Origin of the sequence: Corynebacterium sp. ACRQK, assembly GCF_022345965.1 — a bacterium.
GTDB lineage: Bacteria > Actinomycetota > Actinomycetes > Mycobacteriales > Mycobacteriaceae > Corynebacterium.
Genome location: NZ_JAKRMU010000002.1, coordinates 156,460 through 181,234 on the forward strand (window position 1 = coordinate 156,460; position 24,775 = coordinate 181,234).

Annotated in this window: 24 protein-coding genes, 4 tRNA genes and 1 pseudogene; 22 read left to right on the forward strand and 7 right to left on the reverse strand. The window is 63.2% G+C overall.

What is annotated here, in order from left to right; translation table 11 throughout:
- The first annotated feature begins 101 nt into the window (after positions 1–101).
- The 7 genes from MHX63_RS03470 (at position 102) to MHX63_RS03500 (ending at position 6,710) form a co-directional block, all read left to right on the forward strand.
- Positions 102–1,094: a siderophore ABC transporter substrate-binding protein gene (locus MHX63_RS03470; RefSeq protein WP_239387266.1), complete on the forward strand. Its 993-nt coding sequence runs from the start codon at positions 102–104 to the stop codon at positions 1,092–1,094.
- A gap of 91 nt (positions 1,095–1,185) precedes the next feature.
- A complete protein-coding gene (locus MHX63_RS03475) occupies positions 1,186–2,187 on the forward strand; it encodes an ABC transporter permease (protein WP_239387267.1) in 1,002 nt (333 codons plus the stop codon).
- Positions 2,187–3,245: an iron chelate uptake ABC transporter family permease subunit gene (locus MHX63_RS03480; protein WP_370643997.1), complete on the forward strand. Its 1,059-nt coding sequence runs from the start codon at positions 2,187–2,189 to the stop codon at positions 3,243–3,245. Before MHX63_RS03475 ends, MHX63_RS03480 begins: the two co-directional genes overlap by 1 nt.
- Entirely contained in the window at positions 3,242–4,018 is a 777-nt protein-coding gene (locus MHX63_RS03485) for an ABC transporter ATP-binding protein (protein WP_370643998.1), read from the forward strand. The genes MHX63_RS03480 and MHX63_RS03485 overlap by 4 nt, the downstream gene beginning before the upstream one ends.
- A gap of 55 nt (positions 4,019–4,073) precedes the next feature.
- On the forward strand, positions 4,074–4,769 hold the full coding sequence (locus tag MHX63_RS03490; protein ID WP_239387268.1) for a dTDP-4-dehydrorhamnose 3,5-epimerase family protein: 696 nt from the start codon (positions 4,074–4,076) through the stop codon (positions 4,767–4,769).
- Entirely contained in the window at positions 4,769–5,644 is an 876-nt protein-coding gene (gene rfbA, locus MHX63_RS03495) for a glucose-1-phosphate thymidylyltransferase RfbA (protein ID WP_239387269.1), read from the forward strand. The genes MHX63_RS03490 and rfbA overlap by 1 nt, the downstream gene beginning before the upstream one ends.
- Before the next feature lie 4 nt (positions 5,645–5,648).
- Positions 5,649–6,710 (forward strand): aminoglycoside phosphotransferase family protein, encoded by a 1,062-nt coding sequence (locus MHX63_RS03500; protein WP_239387270.1) that lies wholly within the window; start codon positions 5,649–5,651, stop codon positions 6,708–6,710.
- Here the strand turns inward: MHX63_RS03500 and MHX63_RS03505 are convergent, their stop codons facing one another.
- A complete protein-coding gene (locus tag MHX63_RS03505) occupies positions 6,711–7,088 on the reverse strand; it encodes a hypothetical protein (protein WP_239387271.1) in 378 nt (125 codons plus the stop codon).
- An 84-nt stretch (positions 7,089–7,172) separates the two neighbouring features.
- On the opposite strand from MHX63_RS03505, the gene MHX63_RS03510 reads away from it, so the two are divergent.
- Positions 7,173–7,538: a DUF4229 domain-containing protein gene (locus MHX63_RS03510; protein ID WP_239387272.1), complete on the forward strand. Its 366-nt coding sequence runs from the start codon at positions 7,173–7,175 to the stop codon at positions 7,536–7,538.
- Between the two features lie 78 nt (positions 7,539–7,616).
- On the opposite strand, the gene MHX63_RS03515 is transcribed toward MHX63_RS03510, so the two are convergent.
- From MHX63_RS03515 to MHX63_RS03530, 4 genes are all read right to left on the reverse strand, one after another.
- The gene (locus MHX63_RS03515; RefSeq protein WP_239387273.1) at positions 7,617–8,513 is read right to left on the reverse strand and encodes a 1,4-dihydroxy-2-naphthoate polyprenyltransferase; all 897 of its coding nucleotides are present in this window, start codon (positions 8,511–8,513) and stop codon (positions 7,617–7,619) included.
- Positions 8,514–8,644: 131 nt separating this feature from the next.
- Positions 8,645–9,979 carry an AMP-binding protein gene (locus MHX63_RS03520; RefSeq protein WP_239387274.1) on the reverse strand — a complete coding sequence of 445 codons (1,335 nt, stop codon included), beginning with the start codon at positions 9,977–9,979 and terminating at the stop codon, positions 8,645–8,647.
- Positions 9,980–10,051: 72 nt separating this feature from the next.
- On the reverse strand, positions 10,052–10,417 hold the full coding sequence (locus MHX63_RS03525) for a hypothetical protein (RefSeq protein ID WP_239387275.1): 366 nt from the start codon (positions 10,415–10,417) through the stop codon (positions 10,052–10,054).
- A 214-nt stretch (positions 10,418–10,631) separates the two neighbouring features.
- Complete coding sequence (locus MHX63_RS03530; protein ID WP_239387276.1) at positions 10,632–11,561, reverse strand: DoxX family protein; 930 nt, start codon at positions 11,559–11,561, stop codon at positions 10,632–10,634.
- Positions 11,562–11,642: 81 nt separating this feature from the next.
- Here MHX63_RS03530 and MHX63_RS03535 point away from each other — a divergent pair, with 81 nt between their 5' ends.
- Positions 11,643–12,584, forward strand: coding sequence for an RluA family pseudouridine synthase (locus MHX63_RS03535; RefSeq protein ID WP_239387277.1), 942 nt, complete (start codon positions 11,643–11,645; stop codon positions 12,582–12,584).
- A gap of 51 nt (positions 12,585–12,635) precedes the next feature.
- Here MHX63_RS03535 and MHX63_RS03540 read toward each other — a convergent pair whose 3' ends face one another.
- Complete coding sequence (locus MHX63_RS03540; RefSeq protein ID WP_239387278.1) at positions 12,636–13,598, reverse strand: 1,4-dihydroxy-2-naphthoyl-CoA synthase; 963 nt, start codon at positions 13,596–13,598, stop codon at positions 12,636–12,638.
- Between the two features lie 44 nt (positions 13,599–13,642).
- On the opposite strand from MHX63_RS03540, the gene MHX63_RS03545 reads away from it, so the two are divergent.
- The 5 genes from MHX63_RS03545 to MHX63_RS03565 all read left to right on the forward strand — a co-directional run bounded on the left by MHX63_RS03545 (position 13,643) and on the right by MHX63_RS03565 (position 19,295).
- Entirely contained in the window at positions 13,643–14,761 is a 1,119-nt protein-coding gene (locus tag MHX63_RS03545) for an o-succinylbenzoate synthase (protein WP_239387279.1), read from the forward strand.
- A gap of 11 nt (positions 14,762–14,772) precedes the next feature.
- Entirely contained in the window at positions 14,773–16,704 is a 1,932-nt protein-coding gene (gene menD / locus MHX63_RS03550) for a 2-succinyl-5-enolpyruvyl-6-hydroxy-3-cyclohexene-1-carboxylic-acid synthase (protein WP_239387280.1), read from the forward strand.
- Positions 16,701–17,177 carry a DUF3592 domain-containing protein gene (locus tag MHX63_RS03555; protein WP_005292061.1) on the forward strand — a complete coding sequence of 159 codons (477 nt, stop codon included), beginning with the start codon at positions 16,701–16,703 and terminating at the stop codon, positions 17,175–17,177. The genes menD and MHX63_RS03555 overlap by 4 nt, the downstream gene beginning before the upstream one ends.
- 92 nt (positions 17,178–17,269) lie before the next feature.
- Complete coding sequence (locus MHX63_RS03560; protein ID WP_239387281.1) at positions 17,270–18,580, forward strand: glycosyltransferase family 1 protein; 1,311 nt, start codon at positions 17,270–17,272, stop codon at positions 18,578–18,580.
- A 28-nt stretch (positions 18,581–18,608) separates the two neighbouring features.
- A complete protein-coding gene (locus MHX63_RS03565; protein WP_070488079.1) occupies positions 18,609–19,295 on the forward strand; it encodes a demethylmenaquinone methyltransferase in 687 nt (228 codons plus the stop codon).
- A gap of 34 nt (positions 19,296–19,329) precedes the next feature.
- Here MHX63_RS03565 and MHX63_RS03570 read toward each other — a convergent pair whose 3' ends face one another.
- Positions 19,330–20,769, reverse strand: a complete 1,440-nt coding sequence (locus MHX63_RS03570; protein WP_239387282.1) for a geranylgeranyl reductase family protein — start codon at positions 20,767–20,769, stop codon at positions 19,330–19,332.
- Positions 20,770–20,945: 176 nt separating this feature from the next.
- Here MHX63_RS03570 and MHX63_RS03575 point away from each other — a divergent pair, with 176 nt between their 5' ends.
- From MHX63_RS03575 to nusG, 8 genes and pseudogenes are all read left to right on the forward strand, one after another.
- On the forward strand, positions 20,946–21,956 hold the full coding sequence (locus MHX63_RS03575) for a polyprenyl synthetase family protein (RefSeq protein WP_239387283.1): 1,011 nt from the start codon (positions 20,946–20,948) through the stop codon (positions 21,954–21,956).
- A gap of 92 nt (positions 21,957–22,048) precedes the next feature.
- Positions 22,049–22,130 (forward strand) — tRNA-Tyr (locus MHX63_RS03580).
- A 108-nt stretch (positions 22,131–22,238) separates the two neighbouring features.
- A pseudogene (locus MHX63_RS03585) lies at positions 22,239–22,442 on the forward strand (DJ-1/PfpI family protein); the annotation flags it as partial.
- A gap of 201 nt (positions 22,443–22,643) precedes the next feature.
- A tRNA-Thr gene (locus MHX63_RS03590) sits at positions 22,644–22,716 on the forward strand.
- A gap of 73 nt (positions 22,717–22,789) precedes the next feature.
- Positions 22,790–22,863: transfer RNA gene (locus tag MHX63_RS03595), tRNA-Met, on the forward strand.
- Between the two features lie 306 nt (positions 22,864–23,169).
- Positions 23,170–23,242: transfer RNA gene (locus MHX63_RS03600), tRNA-Trp, on the forward strand.
- A 40-nt stretch (positions 23,243–23,282) separates the two neighbouring features.
- Positions 23,283–23,627, forward strand: a complete 345-nt coding sequence (secE, locus tag MHX63_RS03605; RefSeq protein ID WP_034986243.1) for a preprotein translocase subunit SecE — start codon at positions 23,283–23,285, stop codon at positions 23,625–23,627.
- Positions 23,628–23,712: 85 nt separating this feature from the next.
- Complete coding sequence (gene nusG, locus MHX63_RS03610; RefSeq protein WP_239387284.1) at positions 23,713–24,666, forward strand: transcription termination/antitermination protein NusG; 954 nt, start codon at positions 23,713–23,715, stop codon at positions 24,664–24,666.
- The last annotated feature ends 109 nt before the right edge of the window (positions 24,667–24,775 follow it).

Genomic DNA, 24,775 nt, shown 5'->3' on the forward strand with positions numbered 1-24,775 from the left:
GGGGGTGACCACCCTTTTAAGCAAGGCTTGACTAACTTAGTGGAGCCTATGTAAGGTTCGGCTAACCATATGTTGAGTTAGTTTGAATCTTTTAAGGGAAAATGGCAAAGAATCGCATCAAGCTGCTGGCCGCACTCGTGGCCGCAGGTATGTCCCTGGCCGCCTGTGGCTCCGCCGATGAGAGCACCTCGACCAACCAATCCAGCGGAGATTCGATCTCCATCGAGGACAACAACGGCGAACTGCAGGTTCCGAAGAACCCGAAGTCCGTGGTTGCACTGGATAACCGCAGCTTCGAGATCCTCGACGAGTGGGGAGTGGAGCTTTCTGCAGCGCCGAAGAAGCTGGTTCCGGCGACTGTCACCGACTACAAGGACAACGAGGAGATCAAGGACCTCGGCAACCACAAGGAGCCCGACTTCGAGGCTCTGGTGGCAGCCCAGCCGGACCTGGTGATCAGCGGCCAGCGCTTCAAGGACCGCGACGAGGAGATCAAGGAACTGGTTCCGGACGCGGCCGTCGTGGAGCTGGAGCCCCGCGAGGATAAGCCGATGGACGAGGAGCTGATCCGCCAGATCACCACCCTGGGTGAAATCTTCGACAAGAAGGACGAAGCCGACAAGATGGTGCAGGACTTCAACGATGCGAAGGATCGCGCGAAGAAGGCCTACGACAAGCTAGATGGCGACAAGAAGGTCATGGCCGTCAACGTCTCCGGCGGCGAAATCGGCTACGTTGCGCCGCACGTCGGCCGCGTATGGGGGCCTGTGTTCGACTGGCTGGGCATGGACCCGGCACTGGAGGTCGACAACGCCTCCAGCAACCACGAGGGCGATGACATCTCCGTCGAGGCCATTGCAGACGCCAAGCCGGACTGGATGCTGGTGATGGACCGTGACGGTGCCATCAACGCGGACAAGCCGGATTACTCCCCGGCAGCAGACGTGATCAAGCGCTCCGATGCTCTGAAGGGTGTGCCGGCGCTGAAGGAGGATCACGTGATCGTGTCACCGCAGGATACGTACATCAACGAGTCGATTACGACCTACACCGAGATCCTGAACTCCCTGGCAGACGCCTTCGAAGGGAAGTAATAGCGCGAATACTGCGCGCTGCGGTGCAGCACCGCACATAGCCGCGGTACAGCACCGCACGACGCTATAGAAAGTGAATTGACCAGCTGGAATGACTGCTCAGAGCACTACGTCACCCGAGGTTCGCAACGAACCTCGGGTTGCGCGTACCCGGGGAAATCTCGTCGACTGGAAGTTCCTGGTCGCCGCAGCGGTTGTAGGGGCGCTTCTCGTCGGCAGCCTGTTGATCGGCGAATACGACGTTTTCAATGCGCAAGATGGCATCGACATGTTCTCCATTACCCGCGTCCCGCGCACCATCGCATTGGTGTTGGCGGGCGCGGCGATGGCTATGTGCGGGCTGGTGATGCAGATGCTCACGCAGAACCGCTTTGTCTCACCGACCACCACCGGCACTACCGAGTGGGCAGGTCTGGGGCTGCTTTTCGTGATGGTCGTCTTCCCCGGTGCGTCCGTGATGGGGCGGATGGTCGGCGCCGTCGTGTTTTCCTTTGTCGGCGCGATGGTGTTCTTCTTCTTCCTGCAGCGGGTATCGCTGCGCTCCTCGCTGATCGTGCCGATCGTGGGCATCATGCTGGGTGCGGTCGTCTCTGCGGTTTCCACCTTTGTGGCTTTGCAGACGGACATGCTGCAGCAGCTGGGTGTGTGGTTCGCCGGTAGCTTCACCTCGGTCTACAAGGGCCAGTACGAGGTGCTGTGGGTAGTGCTGCTGGTCGTGGTAGGCGTGTTCCTGCTGGCTGACCGGCTGACCCTGGCTGGCCTGGGCGAGGACTTCGCCACGAGTGTGGGCATGAACTACCGCCGGATCGTGCTGGTCGGCACCATCATGGTCGCCATCGCCGTGGGCGTGGTGACGGTCGTGGTCGGCAACCTGCCTTTCCTGGGGCTGATCGTGCCGAACATCGTCTCGATGATCCGCGGTGATGACCTGCGCAGCAACCTGCCGTGGGTGTGCCTGGTGGGCATCGCAACCGTCGCGGCTTGTGACCTGCTGGCTCGCACGCTGATCTCGCCTTTCGAGATCCCCGTTTCCGTGGTGCTGGGCATCGTCGGCGCTGTGGTCTTTGTTGTGCTGATTGTGAGGAACCGCTAATGACGAATCAAACCCTCGAGCGGCTGGTCCCGCAGCGTTTGCTCTCGAGCACTCCCGGCCGCTCATCAGGCGGGTTCCCCGCGCAGTCGATGGCGGCGAAGTACTGGCTAGCCCTGGGGATCATCGTTGTCCTGGGCGTGGCATCTGCAGTGGGGTTGCTGGCCTATGGCAACCCGATGCCCTTCGGCACGCGCGGTTTCTGGCTGCTGGCGGAGCGCCGCATGAATGCGGTAATCGCCATCGCCATCGTCGCGGTTGCCCAGGCGGTAGCCACGGTGGCCTTCCAAACGGTAACGAATAACCGCATCATCACCCCGTCGATCATGGGGTTCGAGTCGCTGTACGTGGCCATCCACACTTCCACTGTGTTCTTCCTGGGCGGCAGCGGTCTGGTGGAGGCCCGCACCATGACGACCTACATTATCCAGCTGGTACTCATGGTCGGCTTCGCGCTGCTGCTGTATTCCTGGCTGCTCACCGGCAAGAACGCGAATATGCACGCAATGTTGCTGGTCGGCATTGTTATCGGGGCAGGTTTGGGGTCGGTGTCTACCTTCATGCAGCGTCTTTTGACGCCCAGCGACTTCGACCTACTGACCGCTCGTCTGTTCGGATCGGTGAATAACGCGGAGCCGGAGTACTTTCCGATTTCCATCGTGCTGGTTGCCGTGGCCGCGGGCGCGCTACTGCTGATGTCCCGCACTCTTAACGTGCTGGCCTTGGGGCCAGATGCCACAACGAACCTGGGTATTAACCACCGGGGCAAGGCGATCGTGGTGCTCATCCTGGTCGCGGTCCTCATGGCCGTCTCCACCGCGTTGGTTGGCCCGATGGCCTTCCTGGGGTTCTTGGTAGCCACGCTGGCCTATCAGTTCGCGGGCACCTCCGATCACCGCTATGTCTTCCCGATGGCCATCGCCACGGCCTTCCTAGTGCTGGCAGGCGCGTACTTCGTGATGAATCACATCTTCTACGCCCAGGGCGTGGTCTCGATCATCATTGAGCTGGTCGGCGGTACAGTGTTCCTCTACGTCATTCTTAGAAAGGGTCGACTGTGATCAAGCTGTCCGAAGTCGCTAAGAAATATAGTAAATATAGTGACGCCTCCGGTTCCGGAGCCAGCATCGGTCCGGCGAACCTGGAGATCCCCGCCGGGGGAGTGACCTCCCTGGTCGGCCCCAACGGCGCAGGCAAGTCCACCCTGCTCACCATGATGGGCAGGCTGCTGGATCTGGACGAGGGCACCATCGAGGTCGCGGGCTTTGACGTGAGCACCACGAAGTCCAAGGACCTGGCGAAGGTACTGTCCATCCTGCGACAGGAGAATCACTTCGTCACCCGCCTGACGGTCCGCCAACTGGTGGGCTTCGGCCGTTTCCCGTATTCCAAGGGCCGGCTGACGCGGAAGGATGAGGAGATCATCTCCACCTACATCGACTTCTTAAACCTCCGCGAGCTGGAGAATCGCTACCTGGATCAGCTGTCCGGCGGGCAGCGGCAGCGCGCCTACGTGGCAATGGTGCTGTGCCAGGAAACCGACTATGTGCTGCTGGATGAACCGCTGAACAACCTGGACATCGCCCACGCGGTGCAGATGATGAAGCACCTGCGCCGGGCAGCTTCGGAGTTCGGTCGCACTATCATTGTGGTGCTGCACGACATCAACTTCGCGGCGAAGTACTCGGACAACATCTGCGCCGTCAAGGATGGGAAGATCGTGCGCTTCGGCACCCCGGAGGAGCTCATGACCGACGAGATCCTGACCGACATCTTCGACACACCCGTGACCGTCGTCGACGGTCCCGATGGGCCAATGGCCTGCTACTTCTAGGCTCCCTGCATAACCTTGCCGTTGGTTGTCCGGCAGCGCCGCTAAAGTAGAAACTATGAGTGAAACCACCCCGCGCATCGACGAGCTACTGGCAACCGCTGAACCGGGCAGCATTGTGGATCTCCCCATCCCCGGCGCCTGGGCTTATGTGCCCAGGGTGCATGGCGACGAGCGCGGTAGTTTCCACGAAAACTTCAAGGCGGAGGCTTTCGGCGAGAAGCTGGGGTACCCCTTCGAGGTGGCCCAGGGGAACCTCTCGCGTTCCTCCTGCAACGTCGTGCGGGGCATCCACCTGGCGGACGTGCCGCCGGGGCAGGCGAAGTTCGTCAGCTGCCTATCCGGTGCCATCACGGACGTGCTGGTGGATGTGCGCGTGGGCTCGCCGATGTTTGGCCAACACATCACCGTGGAACTATCGGCGGAGAATAATTTCAGCGTCTACGTACCCTTGGGCGTGGGCCACGGATTCCGCGCACACACCGACCAGACGACCGTGAACTACCTGGTTACCGAGGCATACAACCCGGAGAGGGAATACGGTATCGACCCGTTTGATGCGGAACTGGCTGTAGTCTGGGGCGTCACTAAGGAACAAGCCGTACTATCGAACAAGGATGATTCGGCGCCGAGCTTGAGCGAGGTGCGCGACCGCCTGCCCGAATACCGCGAGGTGCGGGCATGGGAGGCACAGCTACGCGCCGACTGGGCCGAGGCGCTGCAGGCCGCCGACGAGTGGGAGCAAGCCGACTGATGAAGGGCATCATTTTGGCCGGGGGAACCGGCTCGCGGCTGTGGCCGATTACGCAGGGCATTTCCAAGCAACTGGTGCCCGTGTACGACAAGCCGATGATCTACTACCCGCTGACGACTCTGATGCTGGCGGGCATCCGCGACATCCTGGTGATCACCACGGGTGCGGACGCGCAACAGTTCCGCGGGCTGCTGGGCGACGGCTCGCAGTTCGGCGTGCAGATCAGCTACGCGGTGCAGGACCAGCCGAATGGCCTGGCGGAGGCCTTCATCGTGGGCGAGGACTTCATCGGCGACGACGCGGTGGCTCTGGTGTTGGGCGACAACATCTTCTACGGCACGGGGCTGGGCACCCAGCTACGGCGCTTCCACAACCCCGACGGCGGGGCGATCTTCGCCTACTGGGTAGCCGAACCCGAGGCATACGGAGTGGTGGAGTTCGACCGCGAAGGTACTGCCCTGAGCTTGGCGGAAAAGCCCGCAGAGCCGAAGTCCAACTATGCGGTTCCCGGACTGTACTTTTACTCCAACGACGTGGTGCGGATCGCCAAGTCGCTGGAACCCAGCGAGCGCGGCGAGCTGGAGATCACGGACATCAACCGCCGCTACCTGGCGGAGGGGCGCCTGCACGTAGAGGTGCTGCCGCGCGGTACCGCCTGGCTGGACACGGGAACGGTGGACGACCTGGCCGCTGCCGGGGATTTCGTCCGCGCCGTCGAGCAGCGGCAGGGCCTGAAGATCAGCTGCCCGGAGGAAGTCGCGTGGCGCCTGGGCTACATTGACGATGCGGAGCTGGGGGAGTCCGCACGCAAGCTGGGCAAGAGCGCCTACGGGCAGTACCTCAGCGGGCTGCTGAAGCGTGGGAAAGAGCGGTAGACAAGTGGCTATTTCGATCGAGAGCATCCCGGAGATGGTGGCGCGCACCTGGCGCGATCTGGAATGGACGGGTCAGCGCGTGCCGAAGCAGGGCATCGACCACGCAGTGGTGATTCTGGACGGACTGCGCTCAAAGGAATTTGAACTCAACGACATGCTTCCCGAGTCCGTCGTGGTGCGCGTGCCCTTCGAGAAGGAATACCGGGAACAGGCGATGCTGGAATCCTCGCTGATCGCGCAGCTCTTCCGCCGCACCAAGGTGCGGGTGCCGGGGACGGTGCGGCAGGCCTACGCGCGGGGGACATTCAACACCGCCGAGCCCGTGATGTTGACCATGCAGACCGAGCTGCTGGGCGAACCGCTGACCGCCGAGCTCTGGAAAAAGCTGTCTACCAGCCAACGCGCGTGGGTGGCCGAGCAACTGGGCAGCCTGCTGGCCACGATGCACGCCTTCGACCCGGACGTGCTGCCGATGAGCCGCGTGGATTCCTGGTGGACCGACGGAGAGGCGACCAGCGAGTTGAATAACGCCCCGCGCACCCTGCCGGGCAAGTTGAAGCTGATGAAGTCCCGCACGGAAACGATTCTGGCCACGCACCTGAGCGCTGAAGAGGCGGAGTTCGTGGAGCGCGTGTTTGCGCAGGTGGACGAGTTGCTTTCCCGGCCGGAGCAGCAGCGCGCCCTGACCCACGGGGAGCTGCACGAGGATCACATGTTGTGGAACGCCGAGGGCGGCGTGGGCGTGATCGACTTTTCCGACATGACCGTTGGCGACCCCGCCTTGGATTATGCACACTTCGCGGGCATCGCACCGGAGCTGCCGAAAATGGTTTACGAACAGGCGATTATCCAGCACGAGCAGCGCCGCCAAGCCCCCGTTGTACCGGGAGTTCCGCAGCCGATGCCGGGTCCGCTGTACCGCGCGCCGGATGGTGGACGGACCTCCGAGAGCGCCGAGGATACGGGTGTGCTGCGCCGCGCGGAGGTCTACAAGGACTGGGACAACATCTTCCTACTGATCGACCACTACCGCACGGGCCGTTCGCCGCGCGTGGAGCTGCTCTAGCTACTCTCCGTCTTTCGGAGCGTCCGAGCCGTCCGCGTTCTCTGGGCCATTCGGCCTCTGCTCGTCGCGGGTGTTCTCGCTACGCTTTTCGCCGCGCGCCTCGCGTTGCTGCTGCTCGCGGAGCTCCTGGCGGCGCTTCCGCTCGGCGTCTTCCGCGTCCTTGGCCTCCTGCGCACGCCGCTTCTTGAAGCGCTCTTTTTCGATGTTCCACAGGAAGTCCGGGTCGTCGTCCGGCCCCTTGTGGCTAAGCCCTTCTTGTTTATTATTGACGCCCCTGCGCCTCAACGGCGACCCATTCCCCCAGGTCTGTGGACCGAATGCCTTCCACAGCAGCACGATGGTGACGATGATCAAGATGAGCAAAACAAGGCGACCCATGGCCTCCAGCATAGAGGATTCACCCGCGCTAACTTCCAGCCGGTGATTACCGGTTATCCAGGGGGTGAACGTAGTGTTGGGGGCGTGGCTAAAGATGATGTGAAGGCAAAGGACACGGCGGGAGACAAGGGCTCTGCGGGCTCTAAGGGCTCGTCGGTCGACAAGGGCAAGGCTGTACGCGATATTGCGCTCTACGGCTTCTTACGCCTGGTTTTGTTCCTGGTGCTGACGTTCGTCATCCACATGGTCGTGGTGTTGTTGGGAATGGCGAACTACTTCCCGCTGCTGATCAGCATGACGTTGGCGCTGATCCTGGCTCTGCCGCTGTCGATGTTCATGTTCAAGGGCCTGCGGCTGCGGGTGACCCGGCAGGTGGCGGCGTGGGATGCCGATAGGCAGGCCCACAAGCAGGAGCTGCGTAACCAATTGCGCGAGCGCCTGGACGACTAAGACGATTAAACTCACTGCCATGTATGGCAGACCCCAAGACGTTGTGGTGTGGGTAAACCCGCGAAAGGGCTGCTCAGGCTAGGCCAGCAGGGCGGCGGCAAACTCCAGCACCGACCACAACAGCATTCCGCGGCCGAGCATGCCCAGCACGGGGATCAGCGCCCTGCCCTGCGCGCCGCCGGTCACCGGGCGGGCTGCCACCACGAACAGCGGAACCGCTAGCAGGGCGATAAGCCCCCACCAGTGGTCGATGCTGATGCCGATGGTGACGATCACGGCCAGGGAAACCAGCCCCACCCACAGGCGGCGGGTGTTCGCGTCCCCCAGGCGAACGGCCAGGGTGATCTTGCCGGTGGCGGCGTCAGTAGGAATGTCCCGCAGGTTGTTGGCTAGGTTCACGGCGCTGGAGAGGCTGCCGACGGCGACGGCCAGCAGCAGGCCGCGCCAGCTCACGCTGCCGGTTTGGGTGAATTCCGTTCCCAGCACCGCGACCAGGCCGAAGAACACGAACACCGCGACCTCCCCCAGCCCTCGGTAGCCGTAGGGGTTCTTGCCGCCGGTGTAGAACCATGCGCCGGCGATGCAGGCCGCGCCGACGAGGACCAGCCACCAGGCGCTCAGCAGGCTCAGCACTATGCCGGCGATCGCTCCCACGCCGAACGAGGCGAACGCCGCGTACTTAACCTTCTTCGGCTCCACGAGCCCACTGCCGGTCAGGCGCAGCGGGCCGGAGCGGTCGTCGTCCGTCCCCTTGATGCCATCTGAGTAGTCGTTGGCGTAGTTCACACCGACAATCATGGCCAGGGCTACAATCCCGGCCAGTACGGCTCGAAGTGGGTTCGCCCCGCCCGCCAGGGTGGCCGCCGCGGTGCCAGCCAGCACCGGGGCAACGGCGTTTGCCCAGGTGTGCGGGCGTGCTCCCTCCAGCCACTGGGCCGGGGTCGCGCCGGGGTACTGCCTGGGTGTGGAAGTCATGGTCCGCCTTTCTTGGGGCTCGCACTGGGGGCGGAACGCCCGTGTGTGGGGCGCCGCAAACTTCTTCAGTCTAGTCCTTAGGTGCTGAAGCCCAAGTCTGTAGGTGCCGGGGCGCGCAAGTGCCCGAGCGTTTACGAGTGCGGCTGCCCGTAGAGCTCGTTCAGCATCGCGGCGGCTTGCTGCCGGTCAGTCTTTCCTGGCCCGGTGGTCGGCATCTCGGGGATTGCCCAGGCGCGCCGGGGCAGAAGGCCTGGCCCCGCCTGCCCGCGCATTGCCTCGCGCACCAGGTCGGTCACTTCGCGAGGGTGCTCGGCCATTTCCTTACTTACCTCGCGCAGCACCACCAGCGCCCCGATCGACTCGCCGAACTCCGCGTACTTGGGATCCTCCACACCTGCCGCAAATGCCGCCTCGGCGCCTGGAACCTGCTGGCAGATGGCCTTTTCCACCTCCTCCGGAAGCACCTTGTAGCCGCCGGTGTTGATGGCCCCGTCGGCGCGCCCGAAAATCCGCAGCGTGCCGCCCGACTCTTCGCCGCCGCCTTCTAGAACGCCGCCGTCCACAACTCCGATGTCGGAAGTCACGAACTCACCTGCCACCGGAAACGCCTCCGCCGAATCGACGTTGCGATACCCGTCCGCCACCATTGGCCCGCTGATCCGCACGCGCCCGGCCCCGCGCTCGTCCGCGCCGTCGATCCGCACTCGCGCGCCCGGCAGGGGTTGGCCGTTGTACACCATCCCGCCCGCCGTCTCGCTGGAGCCGTAGGTCAGCGCGATCTGTGCTCCTTCCTCGGCCATCTTTTTTATGACGCCCTCACGCGCCGCTGCGCCACCCACCAGCACGCAGGCGTAGCGTTTCAGTGCGTTAACGGCGGCGGGGTCTTCAGCGATTCTTTCTAGCTGCGCGGGTACGAGGGAGGTGTAGAGGTCCACGCCCGGGTAGGTTTCCGCCAATGCTTCTGTGTCTGCGATGAAGCCGGTTGCAGTGAAGCGCGCGCCGGCGTGCGGGCGCTGAGCTTGCAGGTGCGCGGCGGCCAGGGGAGTGTAGCCCGCCCGCAGACTGCGTAGCATCACTTGCAGTCCTGCGATGTGATGGGCCGGAAGTGTGAGCAGCCACGCCCCCGGCTGCGCTTGATAATGGCGCTCAATGAAGGAGGCTGTGGCGTCCGCACTAGTGGCGAGCTGCTGCGACCCGAGCACCGCACCCTTCGGTGTTCCTGTGGAACCAGAGGTGCAGGCGATGAGTGTGCCGGGCGCCACCAGGTCTTTCTCCAAAAAACTCCCCGCGCGCATGCGTTCTGGCAGGTCGGGGCAAGTTTGTTCCCAATCTACGGGGAGGGGAAGGATGGAGGTTTCCCCCGCGAGCAGCCGCTCTAGAGCCTCCAGGGAGGCGGCGAAAAGCTCGGGCGAGGCCGCGCTGATGACGGTCGGTTGAAGGGGGACGAGGGAGGAGTTTCCGGTCATGCTGACCAATCTACAATCCGCCCCGGACAGTCTGATCCGGTCATCTCCGGTTCGGGTAGCGAGAGTCAGAGGCTAGCTGGCCTCTAGGCCAAACTCCTGGACTCGTTTCACGGTGGATTCCAGCTCCGCCGGGCCGGGAAGACGCTTGTGTACGGCGAGGAAGCTGGCCTGCACATCCTGGCGGGTGGCGGGAGTCTTTCCGGTGTCGATGAGGTAGGCGATGATATCGAGGTAAGAGGGGCTGCGGGTATCCAAAGCGTTCAAGAAGGGGGTAGGGAGGTCACGGTTGGCTTCGAGGTAGATGCGGTACTCCTCGGGGAGGGGGAACGCATCGGCGACATCGGGGGCATCGGTCGCATCGAGGGGTGCCGGATCAGGTGCCTCGGTGGTGTCGGTAGCCCAGAGCTTTGCTCGGAGCTGACTAAATGGGTTGAACATGATGCGCTCTCTCCTTCCTCAAAATCCGTGGGTTTTCAACATTAAAACATAGGGTAGTCAACAATTGTTGGAAAATGCAAGCATTTTTTCTACCCACCTTATTTGGGTTTAGAGAACTCAAAAACAAAACCCCGCAGGGGAGGGTTTCTGCCCTCCTGCGGGGTAGTTGTGCTGCTCAGTCGCTCAGTTTTAGAGCCCGGGTAACCTGTGGCTTTTAGTCGCCACCGCCACCATCTCCGCCGCCGTCTCCACCACTGGAGCCGCTGTCCGAGCCGGAATCTGAACCGGAGCTGGAGAAGCCGCCAAAGCTGTTGTTGGAGGGGCCACTGCTCTGGTTACTGTTCCACTGGGTAGTAGGAGCATCAGCGTCGCTGCCGTTCGTCATGCCCGCCGCACCGGCGCCACCGGCAACGCCAGCGCCGCCAGTACTGCCAGCGCTGTCCGTGCCACCGATGGTGTAGCCAGCGTAGCCGTCGTTTCCTCGATTGTTCCAGGGCGTATTGTTCTGGGGCTTATTGTTCTGAGGATTATTTCCCTGGTTGTTGCCCCAGAAGTTGGAACCCTGATAATTGGAGCTCTGGAAGTTAGAGCCCTGGTTGGCGGACCCATAGCTGCCGTACGGGCTCTGCCCAGCATTCGGAGCTGCGTTCGGGGCTCCAGCCGCTCCGGCAGGCGCGGCTGCGGGAGCATAACTACCGTTGGCTTCTTGCGCCGCCTTTTCCTCACGTTCCTTGCGGGCACGTACGGGCGTCATAAAAAGATAGTCCAAGCTAAAGCGACCCGAGCCGACCGCCGCCAGGGCGAGGCCCGCCGCCCCCAGAACCCCGACGAGCTCCCAGCCGCCATCGGCAACGAAGACACCCTTGCCCCAGTGCGCGAAGCCAAAAGCGAAGGCCATCTGGATAAACAGCAGCGGGCCGACAACCCGGACAAGCAGGCCGAGAATCAGCAGCACGCCCGCGGCGAGCTCAAAGTAGGTGGCGATCTGCGCGGAAGCGTTCGGCCACGGCACGCTCATGGACTCGAAGGATTGTGCCGTGCCGTCGATAGTCCAAGAATCGTACTTTTGCCAACCGTGGGCGATCAACACGATGCCCACGAGGACGCGGGAAATCGTGATGCAAACATCTTTAAAAATATTCATGTCGCTAACGCTACCAACTTAGAGGGGGCATGGCCGGGCTTGTGGCAGGTCAATCTGCTACAGATAGAGGCCAGAGCCACCATGAATCATTCCGAACCCCAGACCCTGATCGTGAGCGACTCGCAGGCGGATCGCCGCCTGGATAAGTACATCCGCTCGCAGGTCAAGGGCGTACCCGCCACGGTGCTGTTCCGCCTGATGCGCACCAAGCAGATCACCGTCAACGGCGCCAAGTGCAAACCCGACCAGCGCACCGTTGCCGGCGACAAGGTTCGCTTGCCCGCCCTGGAAGTCGCCGCGGAGAAACCGACGCCAACGGGGGATCGCAAGGCGGCGGAACAATTGGCCCGCAGGCTGTCCCGGCATATCGTTTTTGAGGACAGTGATCTGCTCGTGGTGAATAAGCCTGCCAACATCGCCGTGCACGTCGGCAGTGGGGTCAAGGCTGGGGTGATCGAGGCGCTGCGCGTGCTACGGCCGAAGGAAAAGGAAATAGAGCTGGCACACCGGCTTGATAAGGAAACCTCCGGGTTGCTGATAGTGGCCAAGAACTCGAAGATGCTGCGGCATCTTCAGGGGCTCCTGCGTACCGGCGGGGAGGACATCCAGCGCTACTACCTGGCGGTGGTTGCCGGTGAGATGAAAAGGGGCGGCAGGCAGCCGCGACGGATAGATGTGCCACTGCGCAAAACCGGGGCAGCCACGGTGGTGGACCGCCGCGCCGGGCAACGGGCGGAAACGAAGGTGTGGGTGAAGAAACCGTGGGGAACTGCGGGTACCCTCGTGGAGACACAGCTGCTGACAGGCCGGAAGCACCAGATCCGCGTGCACCTGCAGCACCTGGGCCATCCGATCATCGGGGACTCTCGCTACGGGAACCCCGACGCTAACCGGGCGGCCGCGGAAAAGGGGGTGCGGATGCTGATGCTGCACGCCTGCAGGCTGGTGGTGCCGCTGCCGGATGGCGAGGTGCTGGACGTGCACGCCCCGATGCCCCCGGCGTGGAACAAGCTGCGCGGCTAAGGGCACCACTGAGTGGGTCGGAATGGGCCCGAGCGGGCCTGGTCGGCGGGCCTAGTAGTAGTACGGGAAGTCGTCCCAGTTCGGCTCGCGCTTCTCTAAGAAGGCATCCTTTCCTTCCACCGCCTCGTCGGTCATGTAGGCCAGGCGCGTAGCCTCACCTGCGAAAACCTGCTGGCCCATCAACCCATCGTCGGTTAGGTTGAAGGCGAACTTCAGCATGCGCTGCGCTGTGGGGGACTTGGTGTTGATCTTGCGGCCCCATTCGATGGCGGTGTCCTCCAGATCCGCGTGGTCCACCACACGGTTGACGGCTCCCATCTGGTGCATCGTTTCAGCGTCGATGGCCTCGCCGAGGAAGAAGATCTCGCGGGCAAACTTCTGGCCCACCTGCTTGGCCAGGTAGGCGGAGCCATAGCCTGCGTCGAAGGAGCCGACGTCGGCGTCCGTCTGCTTGAACTTAGCGTGCTCGCGGGAGGCCAGGGTCAGGTCGCACACCACGTGCAGGCTGTGCCCGCCGCCAGCGGCCCAGCCGTTGACGAGGCAGATCACAACTTTCGGCATCGTGCGGATCAGGCGCTGCACCTCCAGGATGTGCAGGCGGCCGCCCTCCACCTTCGCGCGGGCCTCGTCCACCCCATCGGCGCCAGCGGCGGTAACGTCCGAATCGTGGCTGGTGGCGTACTGATAACCGGAACGGCCACGGATGCGCTGATCGCCGCCGGAGCAAAACGCCCAGCCGCCGTCCTTCGGGGACGGCCCGTTACCGGTCAGCAAGATCGTGCCAACGTCCGGGGTGCGGCGCGCGTGATCCAGCGCCCGGTACAGCTCGTCGACGGTGTGCGGGCGGAAGGCGTTGCGCACCTCGGGGCGGTCAAATGCGATGCGCACGATGCCGTTGGCGCGGCCTTCGCCAACATGGCGGTGGTAGGTGATGTCCGTGAAGTTGTTTACGCCCGGCGCATCTACCGGGCGCCACAGCTCGGGGTTGAAGGGGTTGTTGCTGGAATCAGTCATGCCCGCCATTCTATCGGCCGGCCGCTTTTGGCAAGGTAGGAAGCATGAACAGTTCCGCCGCATCTTCCCACCTGACTTTTCCGCTGCCGTCGCTCGCCGAGTTACTCGAGCGCGCCGACGTGGTTGCCCTGCCGATGCGGGTGCCCTTCCGTGGCGTGACTGTACGTGAGGCCCTTCTTATTGACGCCCCGTCCCAGTGGGCCGAGTTCGCACCTTTTCCGGAATACGAACCGGCCGAGGCCTCCCAGTGGCTGCGTTCGGCAATCCAGTATGGCTATGGAACTAGCGGTTCAGCCCCCGCCGATGAGTGGGTTGCCGTCAACGCGACCATCCCCGCCGTGGACGTAGACGACCAGCCGGGGATCATCGGCGAGCTCATGGCGCGTTACCCGGGCTGCACCACTGTGAAGGTCAAGGTCGCAGAGAAGAACGCCCTGGCCAACGACCCGGCCGCCAGCATGCGCCAGGATGTTCAGCGCGTCCGTGCAGTTCGGCAGTGGTATGCGGACCAGGGGGTTCGTGCCCCGAGGATCCGCATGGACGCCAACGGTGGCTGGACCGTCCAGCAAGCTCTGGAGGTCGTAGAAACCCTCGCCGCCGACGGTCCGCTGGATTATGTGGAGCAGCCCTGCCGCACCGTCGCCGAGCTGGCGGAGGTGCGCCAGAGCCTCATGCGGCGGGGATTGTTTGTGCGCGTTGCGGCCGACGAGGCCATTCGTAGGAGCGCGGATCCGATCACATCGGTCAAGGAGGTTACCGACGCGGGGGCGTGCGACGTGGCCGTGCTCAAGGTGCCGCCGCTTGGCGGTGTGGATCAGCTCCGGCGGGTGGCCAGCGAGGTCGCACAACGTGGAGTATCCATCACGGTGAGTTCGGCTCTGGATACCGCGGTTGGCCTCGGTGCGGGTTTGCAGGCAGCCGCGAGCCTGGTGCACATCGATGACGATGGCATGGTCGCCGAACCCAACGCCGCCGGGCTGGCCACCGGCACGCTCTTTGAACGCGACCTCGCAGAGCGCCGAATCGTCGATGGTCGCATGCACACCGGCGCTGTAACCCCAGATGCCGATCGGGTGGCGGAGTTCCGCCTCACCGGCGAGCGGCGTGATTGGTGGCTGGACCGCCTGCGTGCGGCTTATAGCTACCTAGCGGGCGGAAGGTAGATTGTGGAACTGTGACTAACGCTGATAGTTCTTCCCAGGATCCGGCTCAGGATCCGACTCAAGGCTCTGGCACACGCTCTGCCGCAGACTCTGCAGCACACTCCGCCGCGCTGACTAGCCCCATTGCAGTGCATGCGGGGTTGGTGCTGGTTGACCAGCTGATTCGCAGCGGTGTGCGCGAGGCAGTGCTGTGCCCCGGCTCGCGGAACTCGCCGCTGAACCTGGCGTTCGTGGAAGCTGAAAGGGTCGGGAGGGTGCGCCTGCACGTCCGCACCGACGAGCGTTCGGCGGCCTTTTTGGCGCTGGGGCTGGCGAAGGTATCGCGCCAGCCGGTGCCGGTCGTCATGACTTCCGGGACGGCCGTGGCCAACTGCCTGCCGGCCATGGTGGAGGCCACGCTTTCCGGCGTGCCGCTGGTTGTGCTCTCGGCGAACCGGCCGCTTTCCATGCTGGGCTCGGGGGCGAACCAGACCATCGACCAGGCGGAGATCTTCGGCACCCATTCCGTATGCACCCTGAACGCGGGCGAGCTGGCGCTGGAAGGCGCCGTTGCCGACGCTGGCACGGGTCAAGCCGCCAAGCGCACCGATGCCGCAGCGGAGCTCCGCGACCTGGTGCGCAAGCTAATTGCTGCAGCAACAGATCCCATCGACGGCGGTGGAGCCCACCTGGACGTGCCGCTGCGGGAACCGCTCGTGCCGCCGACGCTGGACGAGCTATCGCTGTGGGCGGGCGGAATCGCCGCCGCTGAAGACGCTGCTGAAGATGCGGCAACGACCGAGGGTGCGCACGACTCGCACGCGCCAGGTCAGCCCGCCCGTGGCTCCCGGAAGCTGCCCTATGGCCAGGTCGAGGTGGACCTGTCCCGCCGCACGCTCGTCATCGCGGGCTCCGTCAGCGACGTCGCCTGGGCGCGTTCGATCATGGACGAACTAGCGGACGTGCCAACCATCGCGGAACCCGTCGCCCCGGCACCCGACTTCCCCGTGCACAGCGCGGCCGTAGACATGTTCAGTACCCAGGTCGTCAGCGACGGCGCACACTCGGCGGTCACCACCCCGGAACAGATCGTGGTGATCGGTCGGCCAACCCTCCACCGTGGCGTCACAAAGCTTCTGGCCAACAAGGACATCAACGTCATCGCCCTCAGCGACACCCGTAACGTCACCGATGTTTTCAACAATGTTGATGAGGTCGGCAGCACCGTCCGACCGCGCGGCGAGCAGCCGGAAAGTTGGCTGCAGGTCGCCCGCGCCATCAGCGACATGGGCGTGAATCAGGTCCGCGACGGGTTGGCCGAGCGCGAACCGTTCACCGCGGTGCATGCTGTGGCCGTTGTTGCGGACGCCCTGCGCGACGGGGACCTTCTGGTACTAGGGGCGTCTACGGCGGTGCGGGATGCCTCCCGCGCCGGGCTGCCTTTCGACGGCGTGCAGGCGATCGCCAACCGTGGGGCGGCGGGGATCGACGGAACTATCTCCACCGCCGTGGGCGCGGCGATGGCGCACGCCCACGCCGACCCGACCGCGATCCGCGCGCCACGCACCATCGCCGTGATGGGGGATCTGACATTCGCTCACGACCTCGGCGGGCTGAACATCGGGCCGCTCGAACCGCGCCCCGACAACCTGCTGATCGTGCTGACCAACGATAGTGGCGGCGGGATCTTCGAAACCCTCGAGCCCGGTGCCGAGAACTTGCGCACCTTCGCCGACGGCACCGCTGCCTTCGAGCGGGTCTTCGGCACGCCACTGGACCTGGACTTCGCGGAGCTCTGCGCCGGGGTCGGAGTGGAACACAAGCTGGCTACCAGCGTGGAAGAGCTCGCCACAGCTATCGATGAGCACGCCGAAATCGGCGAAAGCGGGATCACGGTGCTGGAAGTAAAGGTGAGCAGGCGTGGGCGTCAAGAAATAGAAAAAAGAATTGCGGGCACACGATGAACCGCACAATAGATCGCGCGAGGAACGACACGCTCACCCCGAAACAAATTCGCACGGCGCGCAGACTGCGGCGCGCGAAGCAAGCCGTTATTGCCCTGGCAGGGCTAGTGATGCTGGTGTGCGGCGGGATGATCGTGACCTCTGCGATGGATGACTTTGCGATCTCGCGGGATAAAGCCGAAGCGACGGCGGAGGTGGTCTCGGTGCAGACGCTGCGGACCACCGTGCGCTTCCGCGACGCAGACGGCAACTTCCAGCAGCCCGAGGAGGGGCTAAAGTACCCTTCTGGCCTGGTGGAGGGGCAGAACGTTCGCGTCGAATACCAAGTCAGCGACCCCGAGAATGTAAAGGTGCAGGGGAGGGGATGGACGTTGGCTTTCCTGCCGGCATTATCGTCCATGGCTGTAGGGCTGGGCGTGTGTGCCATGCTGATGCTGCTGATCCGACGCTGGCAGAAGAAAAACAAACTTTGAGTAGCGAAAGTAACCTTCCGTTTGCCTAGACTTGTTAATGTTTTTACCCAGACGAAACGCGGGTGTGAACTACAAAAGGGAAGCTGAAGGGTATGCGAGTTGCAATTGTTGCCGAGAGCTTTCTGCCGAACGTAAACGGCGTGGTTAATTCCGTGCTTCGAGTGCTAGAGCACCTGCGTGCCAACGGGCATGAAGCGCTAGTAATCGCCCCGGGGGCAACGAATGGGCAGGAGGAAATTGCGACCCACGAGGGCTACCGCATCGCCCGCGTGCCCGCCGTAGACGTGCCGGGCATTAACTCCCTGCCGATCGGCGTGCCGATGCCGAGCGTGTACACGGAGCTGAAGAAGTTCCAGCCAGACGTGGTTCACTTGGCCAGCCCCTTCGTCCTCGGCGGCGCGGGCGCCGTGGCGGCGCGGGCACTGAAGCTGCCTTGCGTGGCAATCTTCCAGACCGACGTGGCGGGCTTCGCCAACAACTACAAAATGAAGTTCCTGTCCAAGATGGCTTGGCGCTGGGTGCGCGTCATGCACAACATGTGCGCCATGACGCTTGCCCCGAGCTCCGTGACGATGCGCGAGCTGGAAGAAAACCGGGTGCGGGGCGTGGCGCACTGGGGTCGCGGCGTGGATACGGGACGCTTCCACCCCTCCAAGCGTTCCGACGAGCTGCGCCGCGAATGGCTGCTAGAGGGCGAGAAGAAGCGCGGCAACGGTGGCGAGGCCGCCGACCTGGAGGGTCGCCGCACCATCGTCGGCTTCGTCGGCCGTCTGGCCGCCGAGAAGTCCGTGGAGCGTATGGCTGCCCTGAACGGCCGGGACGACGTGCAGCTGGTGATCGTCGGCGACGGCCCGGAGATGGATGACCTCAAGTCTCGGATGCCCACCGCAGTGTTCACCGGCGGGCTGTACGGTGAGGACCTGGCTCATGCCTTTGCCAGCCTGGACATCTTCGTGCATACCGGGCAGTACGAGACGTTCTGCCAGGCGATTCAGGAAGCCCAGGCTTCCCGCGTGGCGACCATCGGCCCGGCTGCCGGTGGCCCCATCGACCTGATCACGCCGGGTCACAACGGCTACCTGTTGAACGTCGAGAACTTCGAGACCGAGCTGGTCGAAGCGGTGGACACCATCCTGGCCGGGGACGTGGATACCTACCGCGACAACGCCTTTGAGGGCGTGCAGAACAAGAGCTGGTCCAACCTGTGCGACCAGCTGCTCGGCTACTACCGCCAGGCCATCGCGCAGGGTGGCAAGGCGGCCCCGCGTAAGGGTTCGCAGCGCGACTTCACGGGGGTGCGCGAAGTGCCCCGTCCCGCAGCTGAGGAGACCACCGCCCAGGCCACTGTTGAGACTTCGGCCGAGTCTGCCCCGCAGGTCAGCGCCGAGCCCGCCGCGAAGTAGGCGAAGCGCCCGCGCTAAGATGTGAGTCGTGTCTCGGGCAAGTTTGGAAAAGAAGCCGCATGAAGTCGCGTCGATGTTCGACGCGGTAGGCAAGAACTACGACCTCACCAACACGGTGTTGAGCTTCGGCCAGGATCGCTATTGGCGCATCCGCACCCGCAAGCGCCTCGACTTGAAGCCCGGCGACCTGGTGCTCGATCTCGCCGCAGGCACGGGCGTATCCACCGAAGAGTTCGCCCGCACGGGTGCCACCTGCATCGCCTGCGACTTCTCCTTCGGCATGCTCGCCGCCGGCTCCCACCGCAATGTGCCGATGGTGTGCGCGGACGGAACGAACCTGCCGTTCGCCGACGCGACTTTCGACGCGGTGACGATCAATTATGGTCTGCGCAACATCGTGGATTTCCGTGCCGGCCTGCGCGAAATGGCGCGAGTGACGAAGCCGGGCGGCAAGCTCGCCGTCGCGGAGTTCTCCACCCCCGTCATCCCGATCTTCAAGACGGTCTACAAGGAATACCTGATGCGCGCCCTGCCGAAGGTTGCGAAGGTAGTTAGCTCCAACGCGGATGCCTACGAGTACCTCGCCGAATCTATCCGCGCCTGGCCTGACCAGGAGGAACTCGCCGCGGAGATCCGCGACTGCGGTTGGCGAGAGGTCGGCTGGCAGAACCTCACCGGCGGAATCGTGGCGCTCCATAGCGCGATCCGCGACTAACTGGAACTTATCCGCGCACGGCCAGCAACGGCGGCTATTTCCGCGCCGCGAAGGGCTCGTCAATCGGTGCGAGGTTTACAACCCTTCCTGCACCCCGCCACAGCCTGGCCGCCACGTCGCGGTCGGCTGGACTCACGAGGTTCCCCATCAGGCGTGTCGCCACGCCCATCACGCGGTTCGCCAGCGGCCCACGCATGCCCAACGGCCCGAGCGCGCTCATCAGCCCCGGCATCGTCAAAACCACCGCCAGCCGTCGCGCCAGCCCGAACGCCTCGCCGTAGTGTTTCTGCAGCTGATCTGTCCATTCTGGCTCTATACCGGCGCCGTTGTGGCTCTTTATTTTGGACGCCCACTTCTCCGGCCCGCCCCACTGGTCAACCAACAACCGGACCAGCAACTCGGCGGATTCCAAGGCGTAGTCGATGCCTTCGCCGTTTAGCGGATTGACCAGGGCGGCGGTGTCTCCGATGGCGGCCCAGTTGGGGCCAGCCACGCGGCTGACGGCTCCGCCCATCGGCAGGAGGGCGGAGGTGATGGATTCCGGCTCTCCCTCGATTGACCATTCGCCGCTGACTTGACGCGCGTAGTCGCGCAGCAGTTTCTTGGTGTTCACTCTTGCGGGGCGCTTGGTGGTGGCCAGCACTCCGCAGCCGAGGTTCGCTTTGCCAATGCCTTCAGCCGGGCCGCGATCCGCCCCTTCGGCCGGATTGCCCAGGGGGAACACCCACCCGTAGCCCGGCTGGGCGGTTCCGGAAGCGTCGTTGAGTTCCAAGTGCGAGTGGATCCACGGCTCGTCGCCGAAGGGGGTGCTGATGTAACTGCGGGCCGCAATGCCATGGACCAGCCCCTTATCCCACTGCACGCCTAGTTTGCGGGCGATGCCGCTGCGCACGCCCTCGGCCAGGACGAAGAAACGCGCACGGATCTTCACGGGCGCGGATGAGCCCTGCACGTCCTCACCGGTGCGAGTGCCCGCGACCTCGCTGAGCTGTTGGGTTACTGGGTCCGAGGTGGCGTCATTAATCTTCGCCTGGATAAAACGAGTACCCGCAGCGATAGCGATTCCGGCTAGGGCGGCATCCAGGCGCGTGCGGGGGATGGCCGAGCCGCGTTGCGGGAAGTTTCCTGAAGGCCACGGCGCGGTGATGGAGCCGCCGAAGCCGTGCAGCTTGAGCCCTCGGATGTAGGGGGCGCCGTCGAGGAGGTGCAGCGCGCCCATCGATTCCAGGGAGGCGACGGCACGCGGAGTGAGGCCATCGCCGCAGGTCTTATCGCGGCCGATAGGGAGGGGGCTGGGCGCTGCGCCCGGCACAGCACCCGGCACGTTAGCCATGTCCACCATCACGACGTCCAGACCAGCGCGGGCGGCGTGGAAAGCGGCGGCAGAACCAGCCGGGCCTGCTCCGATGACGGCGAGATCACACTCGATGCCGTGGGAGTCAACGTTGGAAGTTTCAGAAGTGGGGGGATTCATCGACACCCATTGTTCCACGCGGGTGGGGAAGGGCTGGCGGGGAGGTCGAGGCGTAGATCGCATGTGCGTTAAACACCGCCACGTTAATCGACTAAAGTGTCGGTAGACATGTAAAAGACCGCATGTGAAACACCACATGCGCAGTTCAAGAGGAAAAGACGAGGCTGACCACGGACATGCCAAGTGCCACACCCCGTAAACCGGCGCTCCCTGACGTGGGGGACGCGCAACTAAACGAGGCCTTGGGCCAGTCGATGCAGCAGGTTGAACAGCTGCTGAAGGATCGGCTGTCGGTTGGCGAGTCCTTCCTCACCGACAAAATCAGCCATCTTTTTGAGGCGGGCGGCAAGCGCTTCCGCGTGATGTTTGCTCTGCTGGCGGCTCATTACGGTGAGAAGCCGACCGCGCAGGAAGTAAACGAGGCAGCTGCCGTGGTGGAACTGACCCACCTGGCAACTCTGTACCACGACGACGTGATGGACGAATCCGACCAGCGCCGCGGTGCGGAATCCGCGAACAAGCGCTGGAACAACTCCGTGGCCATCCTAGCGGGCGACTACCTATTCGCCGTCGCCAGCGACATCATGGCATCGCTGGGTACTCAGACGGTGCAGCACTTCGCGGAGACTTTCCGGGAGCTGGTGACTGGCCAGATGCGCGAAACCGTCGGCGCCCGCGAGGGAGAGGACGAGATCGAGCACTACCTGACCGTCATTCAGGAGAAGACGGGTGTGCTCATCGCTTCGGCGGGCTGGCTCGGCGCACTGCACAGTGGCGCTTCCGAGGAACACCGCGAGGCGCTGTTCCGCTTCGGCCGCAACGTCGGCCAGATCTTCCAGATCGTCGACGACATCATCGACATTTGGGCTGACCCGGAGGTTTCCGGTAAGCAGCCTGGCACGGACTTGCGCGAGGGCGTGTTCACCCTGCCGGTTCTTTATGCAATGCAGCAGGATGACGCCACAGGGGCGCGACTGCGCGAGATCCTCACCGGACCTGTCACAGAAGACGCCTTGGTGGACGAGGCGCTGGAGCTTATCCGTGGTTCCGAAGGCCGCGAGAAGTCCTTTGAGGTTGTGCGCCGTTACCGCCAGTACGGCGAAGAGGAGCTGGCCAAGCTGCCCGAGAATCAGGTGACTCAGGCACTGCGCCACCTGATGGGCTTTGCCTTGGAGCGCCTGGGGTAGCTGGCAGGGTGACTGCGCGGGCTGCTTGAGCTGGCGATTTGCATAAGTTGGGGCTACTCGTAGTAGAGTTACCAGCGCACCGAATGGTGCATGCCAGATTGCCCGAGCGGCCAAAGGGAGCGGACTGTAAATCCGCCGGCTCTGCCTTCGTTGGTTCGAATCCATCATCTGGCACAGCGCCGAATGGCACAAACAACAACCCGGTGGTTGCTTCCCTGTGTGGGAGCCGGCCACCGGGTTTTGCTATGCCCGGTGGACGGAGGGCTAGACGGGAACAGGGCGTGGATTCTGACCGACGCGGACGTTCTCCGCGGCCGTACCTTGACCTCGTACCCTTCGTTGAAGACTGACCTCCAGAATGCTGGGGCGAAGTGGGTTAATGAGGAGGTCCATGTGGATAACGGGTTGGTTTCTTCCCGTACCCCGGCCGATCTTGACGCGTTTAATACGAAGCTGGTCGAGGAGTTCGCCGAGGGACAGCACTAGAGAAGCCCAGCGCGGAGCCGGGTCCCAGATGGGGCTCGGCTCCTATCTCTTTAGATAAGTGATCTGCCTAAGGGTTAGATGCTTAAAATTGCGTCTGAACAGCAGATTTGTGATTATCATTGAAAACTGGTTATGCTACTTCAGGCTTTGATCAACGGGCCAAAGCGGATAACCCCGCTAGGTTCGATTGATTTAAGTTGTGCCCCCTTAGCTCAGTCGGCAGAGCGTTTCCATGGTAAGGAAAAGGTCGACGGTTCGATTCCGTCAGGGGGCTCTGTCATTTTATGCGCCCCGTCACGCGACGTTAGACACAGACCGTTGGCGGTCCGTAGCAAAGTGGCGACGATGGCGGTGTAGCTCAGCTGGTTAGAGCGCACGACTCATAATCGTGAGGTCGAGGGATCGAGTCCCTCCACCGCTACAAATTAAGACCAAGACCACCCGGTGATGTAAGTCGCCGGGTGGTTTTGCTTTTGCTGTCGCTACGTTCTGTGTCTCGCCTTAAACCGCCTGCCCTAAACCTGCGTGTCCCGACTCCGCAAGCCCCAGCACCCGCGCCCTATTTGGTCGCGCGGTCGTTATCCTGCTATTGTTTTTGAACGTTGCACTGAATGTGTGGCCTGGAAGCTACGAGCCCTGCAAATGGACACTGTGTTTCCTCGCTATCAGGATGTTGCTTCACCTATGTTGATCTGGTCGCGTACACTCGTGAACCAGAACTTCGATTAGGGGCGTGGCTCAATTGGCAGAGCAGCGGTCTCCAAAACCGCAGGTTGCAGGTTCAAGTCCTGTCGCCCCTGCACGATCTTCCTTGCAGGTACCTTTAAGGAGAACTTAGACGTGAGCGACGAGAGCAAAAAGACCGCAGCCGGTAAGTCCGGCAATGGCGGCAGCCTTCGTCCGTCCGGCAAGCGTCAGGTGGCCGGTCAGGCCACCACGTCCCGCGCGGTCGCGAACTCCAACTCCAAGGCTCCGGAAGTGGTAAAGACCCGCAAGAACCCCTTCAGCGCCATCGTGGATTACATCCGCGGCGTGATTGCTGAAATGGGCAAGGTTATCTGGCCCACGGGGCGCGAGATGGTGAACTACACCATCATCGTCTTGCTGTTCCTGATCTTCGTCTGCGCCCTTGTGGCCGGCACCGACTGGGCTGCCAGCTGGGGTCTACGTCAGATCATGCGCTAACTTGTGTTAAGCTAGCGAACATCAACTTATATACCGCCTTCGCCGCCCGGCGATAGGCGGATTTTTAATGATGGAGGGTGCTTCCATGACCGAAGAGAACCAGAACAACAACCAGAACAGCGATGCCGTCAGCGCAGAGAGTTTGGCTGCGGCCGCTCAAGAAGACGTACAGCAGGCTGTTGCTGAGGCACACCAGGACGCTGCGGGTGCTGAGGCTGAGGGCGTCACTAATGAGGACGCCGCAGCACCAACCACCGAAGGGGCCGAAGAAACGGCGAGCGCCGACGGCGCTGAGGCCTCCGAGGCTTCCGCAGCGGCCGAGGGGGGCGAGGGTACAGAAGGTGAGGCCGAGCAGTCCGCAGAGGACGCTGCGATGGCTGCCTACAAGGCTCGCCTGCGCCAGTTCATGCGTGCGCTGAAGAAGCTGCCGGGCGAGTGGTACATCATCCAGTGCTACTCCGGCTACGAGAACAAGGTGAAGACCAACCTGGAGATGCGCGCCCAGACCCTGGGTGTGGACGAGCAGATTCACGAGGTTGTCGTGCCCATCGAGGAGGTTGTGGAGCTGCGCGACGGCAAGCGCAAGCTGGTAAAGCGCAAGCTGCTGCCGGGTTACGTGCTGGTGCGTATGTCTCTGGATGACGCCTCCTGGTCCGTTGTCCGCGATACCCCTAGTGTGACCAGCTTCGTCGGCAACGAGGGCAAGCCCACCGCGGTGAAGATCCGCGAGGTTGCGAAGTTCCTGCTGCCGCCGGAGACCGCGAAGCCGCAGGAATCCGAAGACGGCGAAGAGGCAGCTACCGGCGTGGACGTATCCGCAACGGGTGTGGCCACCCCGCCGAAGCCGGCCAGCGAGCAGGTTGTGGTGGATTACGAGGAGGGCGAGTCCGTCACCATTCTGTCCGGCCCGTTCGCTTCCGTTTCTGCAACCATCAGCGAGATCGATACCGAGAACAACCGCCTGAAGGCCATGGTCTCCATCTTCGGCCGTGAGACCCCGGTTGAGCTGGAATTTGATCAGGTAGAGAAGCTGAACTAAAGTTATGCAGGTTGTCCGTGGGCTTATGTTCACGGCGCGACACGCAAATTTTTTCCATTTCCGGTGGCTGGTGAAATCCCGGCATCCGGTCGATGCGATTATCCGTGCT

Coding starts and splice junctions, on each gene's coding strand:
- MHX63_RS03535 (WP_239387277.1), top strand. CDS start 11,643: ATGAATCATTCCGAACCCCAGACCCTGATCGTGAGCGACTCGCAGGCG.
- MHX63_RS03505 (WP_239387271.1), bottom strand. CDS start 7,088: ATGGGTCGCCTTGTTTTGCTCATCTTGATCATCGTCACCATCGTGCTG.
- MHX63_RS03480 (WP_370643997.1), top strand. CDS start 2,187: ATGACGAATCAAACCCTCGAGCGGCTGGTCCCGCAGCGTTTGCTCTCG.
- MHX63_RS03525 (WP_239387275.1), bottom strand. CDS start 10,417: ATGTTCAACCCATTTAGTCAGCTCCGAGCAAAGCTCTGGGCTACCGAC.
- MHX63_RS03490 (WP_239387268.1), top strand. CDS start 4,074: ATGAGTGAAACCACCCCGCGCATCGACGAGCTACTGGCAACCGCTGAA.
- MHX63_RS03540 (WP_239387278.1), bottom strand. CDS start 13,598: ATGACTGATTCCAGCAACAACCCCTTCAACCCCGAGCTGTGGCGCCCG.
- nusG (WP_239387284.1), top strand. CDS start 23,713: ATGACCGAAGAGAACCAGAACAACAACCAGAACAGCGATGCCGTCAGC.
- MHX63_RS03575 (WP_239387283.1), top strand. CDS start 20,946: ATGCCAAGTGCCACACCCCGTAAACCGGCGCTCCCTGACGTGGGGGAC.
- MHX63_RS03570 (WP_239387282.1), bottom strand. CDS start 20,769: ATGAATCCCCCCACTTCTGAAACTTCCAACGTTGACTCCCACGGCATC.
- MHX63_RS03555 (WP_005292061.1), top strand. CDS start 16,701: ATGAACCGCACAATAGATCGCGCGAGGAACGACACGCTCACCCCGAAA.
- MHX63_RS03545 (WP_239387279.1), top strand. CDS start 13,643: ATGAACAGTTCCGCCGCATCTTCCCACCTGACTTTTCCGCTGCCGTCG.
- MHX63_RS03475 (WP_239387267.1), top strand. CDS start 1,186: ATGACTGCTCAGAGCACTACGTCACCCGAGGTTCGCAACGAACCTCGG.
- MHX63_RS03530 (WP_239387276.1), bottom strand. CDS start 11,561: ATGAATATTTTTAAAGATGTTTGCATCACGATTTCCCGCGTCCTCGTG.
- rfbA (WP_239387269.1), top strand. CDS start 4,769: ATGAAGGGCATCATTTTGGCCGGGGGAACCGGCTCGCGGCTGTGGCCG.
- MHX63_RS03520 (WP_239387274.1), bottom strand. CDS start 9,979: ATGACCGGAAACTCCTCCCTCGTCCCCCTTCAACCGACCGTCATCAGC.
- MHX63_RS03560 (WP_239387281.1), top strand. CDS start 17,270: ATGCGAGTTGCAATTGTTGCCGAGAGCTTTCTGCCGAACGTAAACGGC.
- MHX63_RS03515 (WP_239387273.1), bottom strand. CDS start 8,513: ATGACTTCCACACCCAGGCAGTACCCCGGCGCGACCCCGGCCCAGTGG.
- MHX63_RS03470 (WP_239387266.1), top strand. CDS start 102: ATGGCAAAGAATCGCATCAAGCTGCTGGCCGCACTCGTGGCCGCAGGT.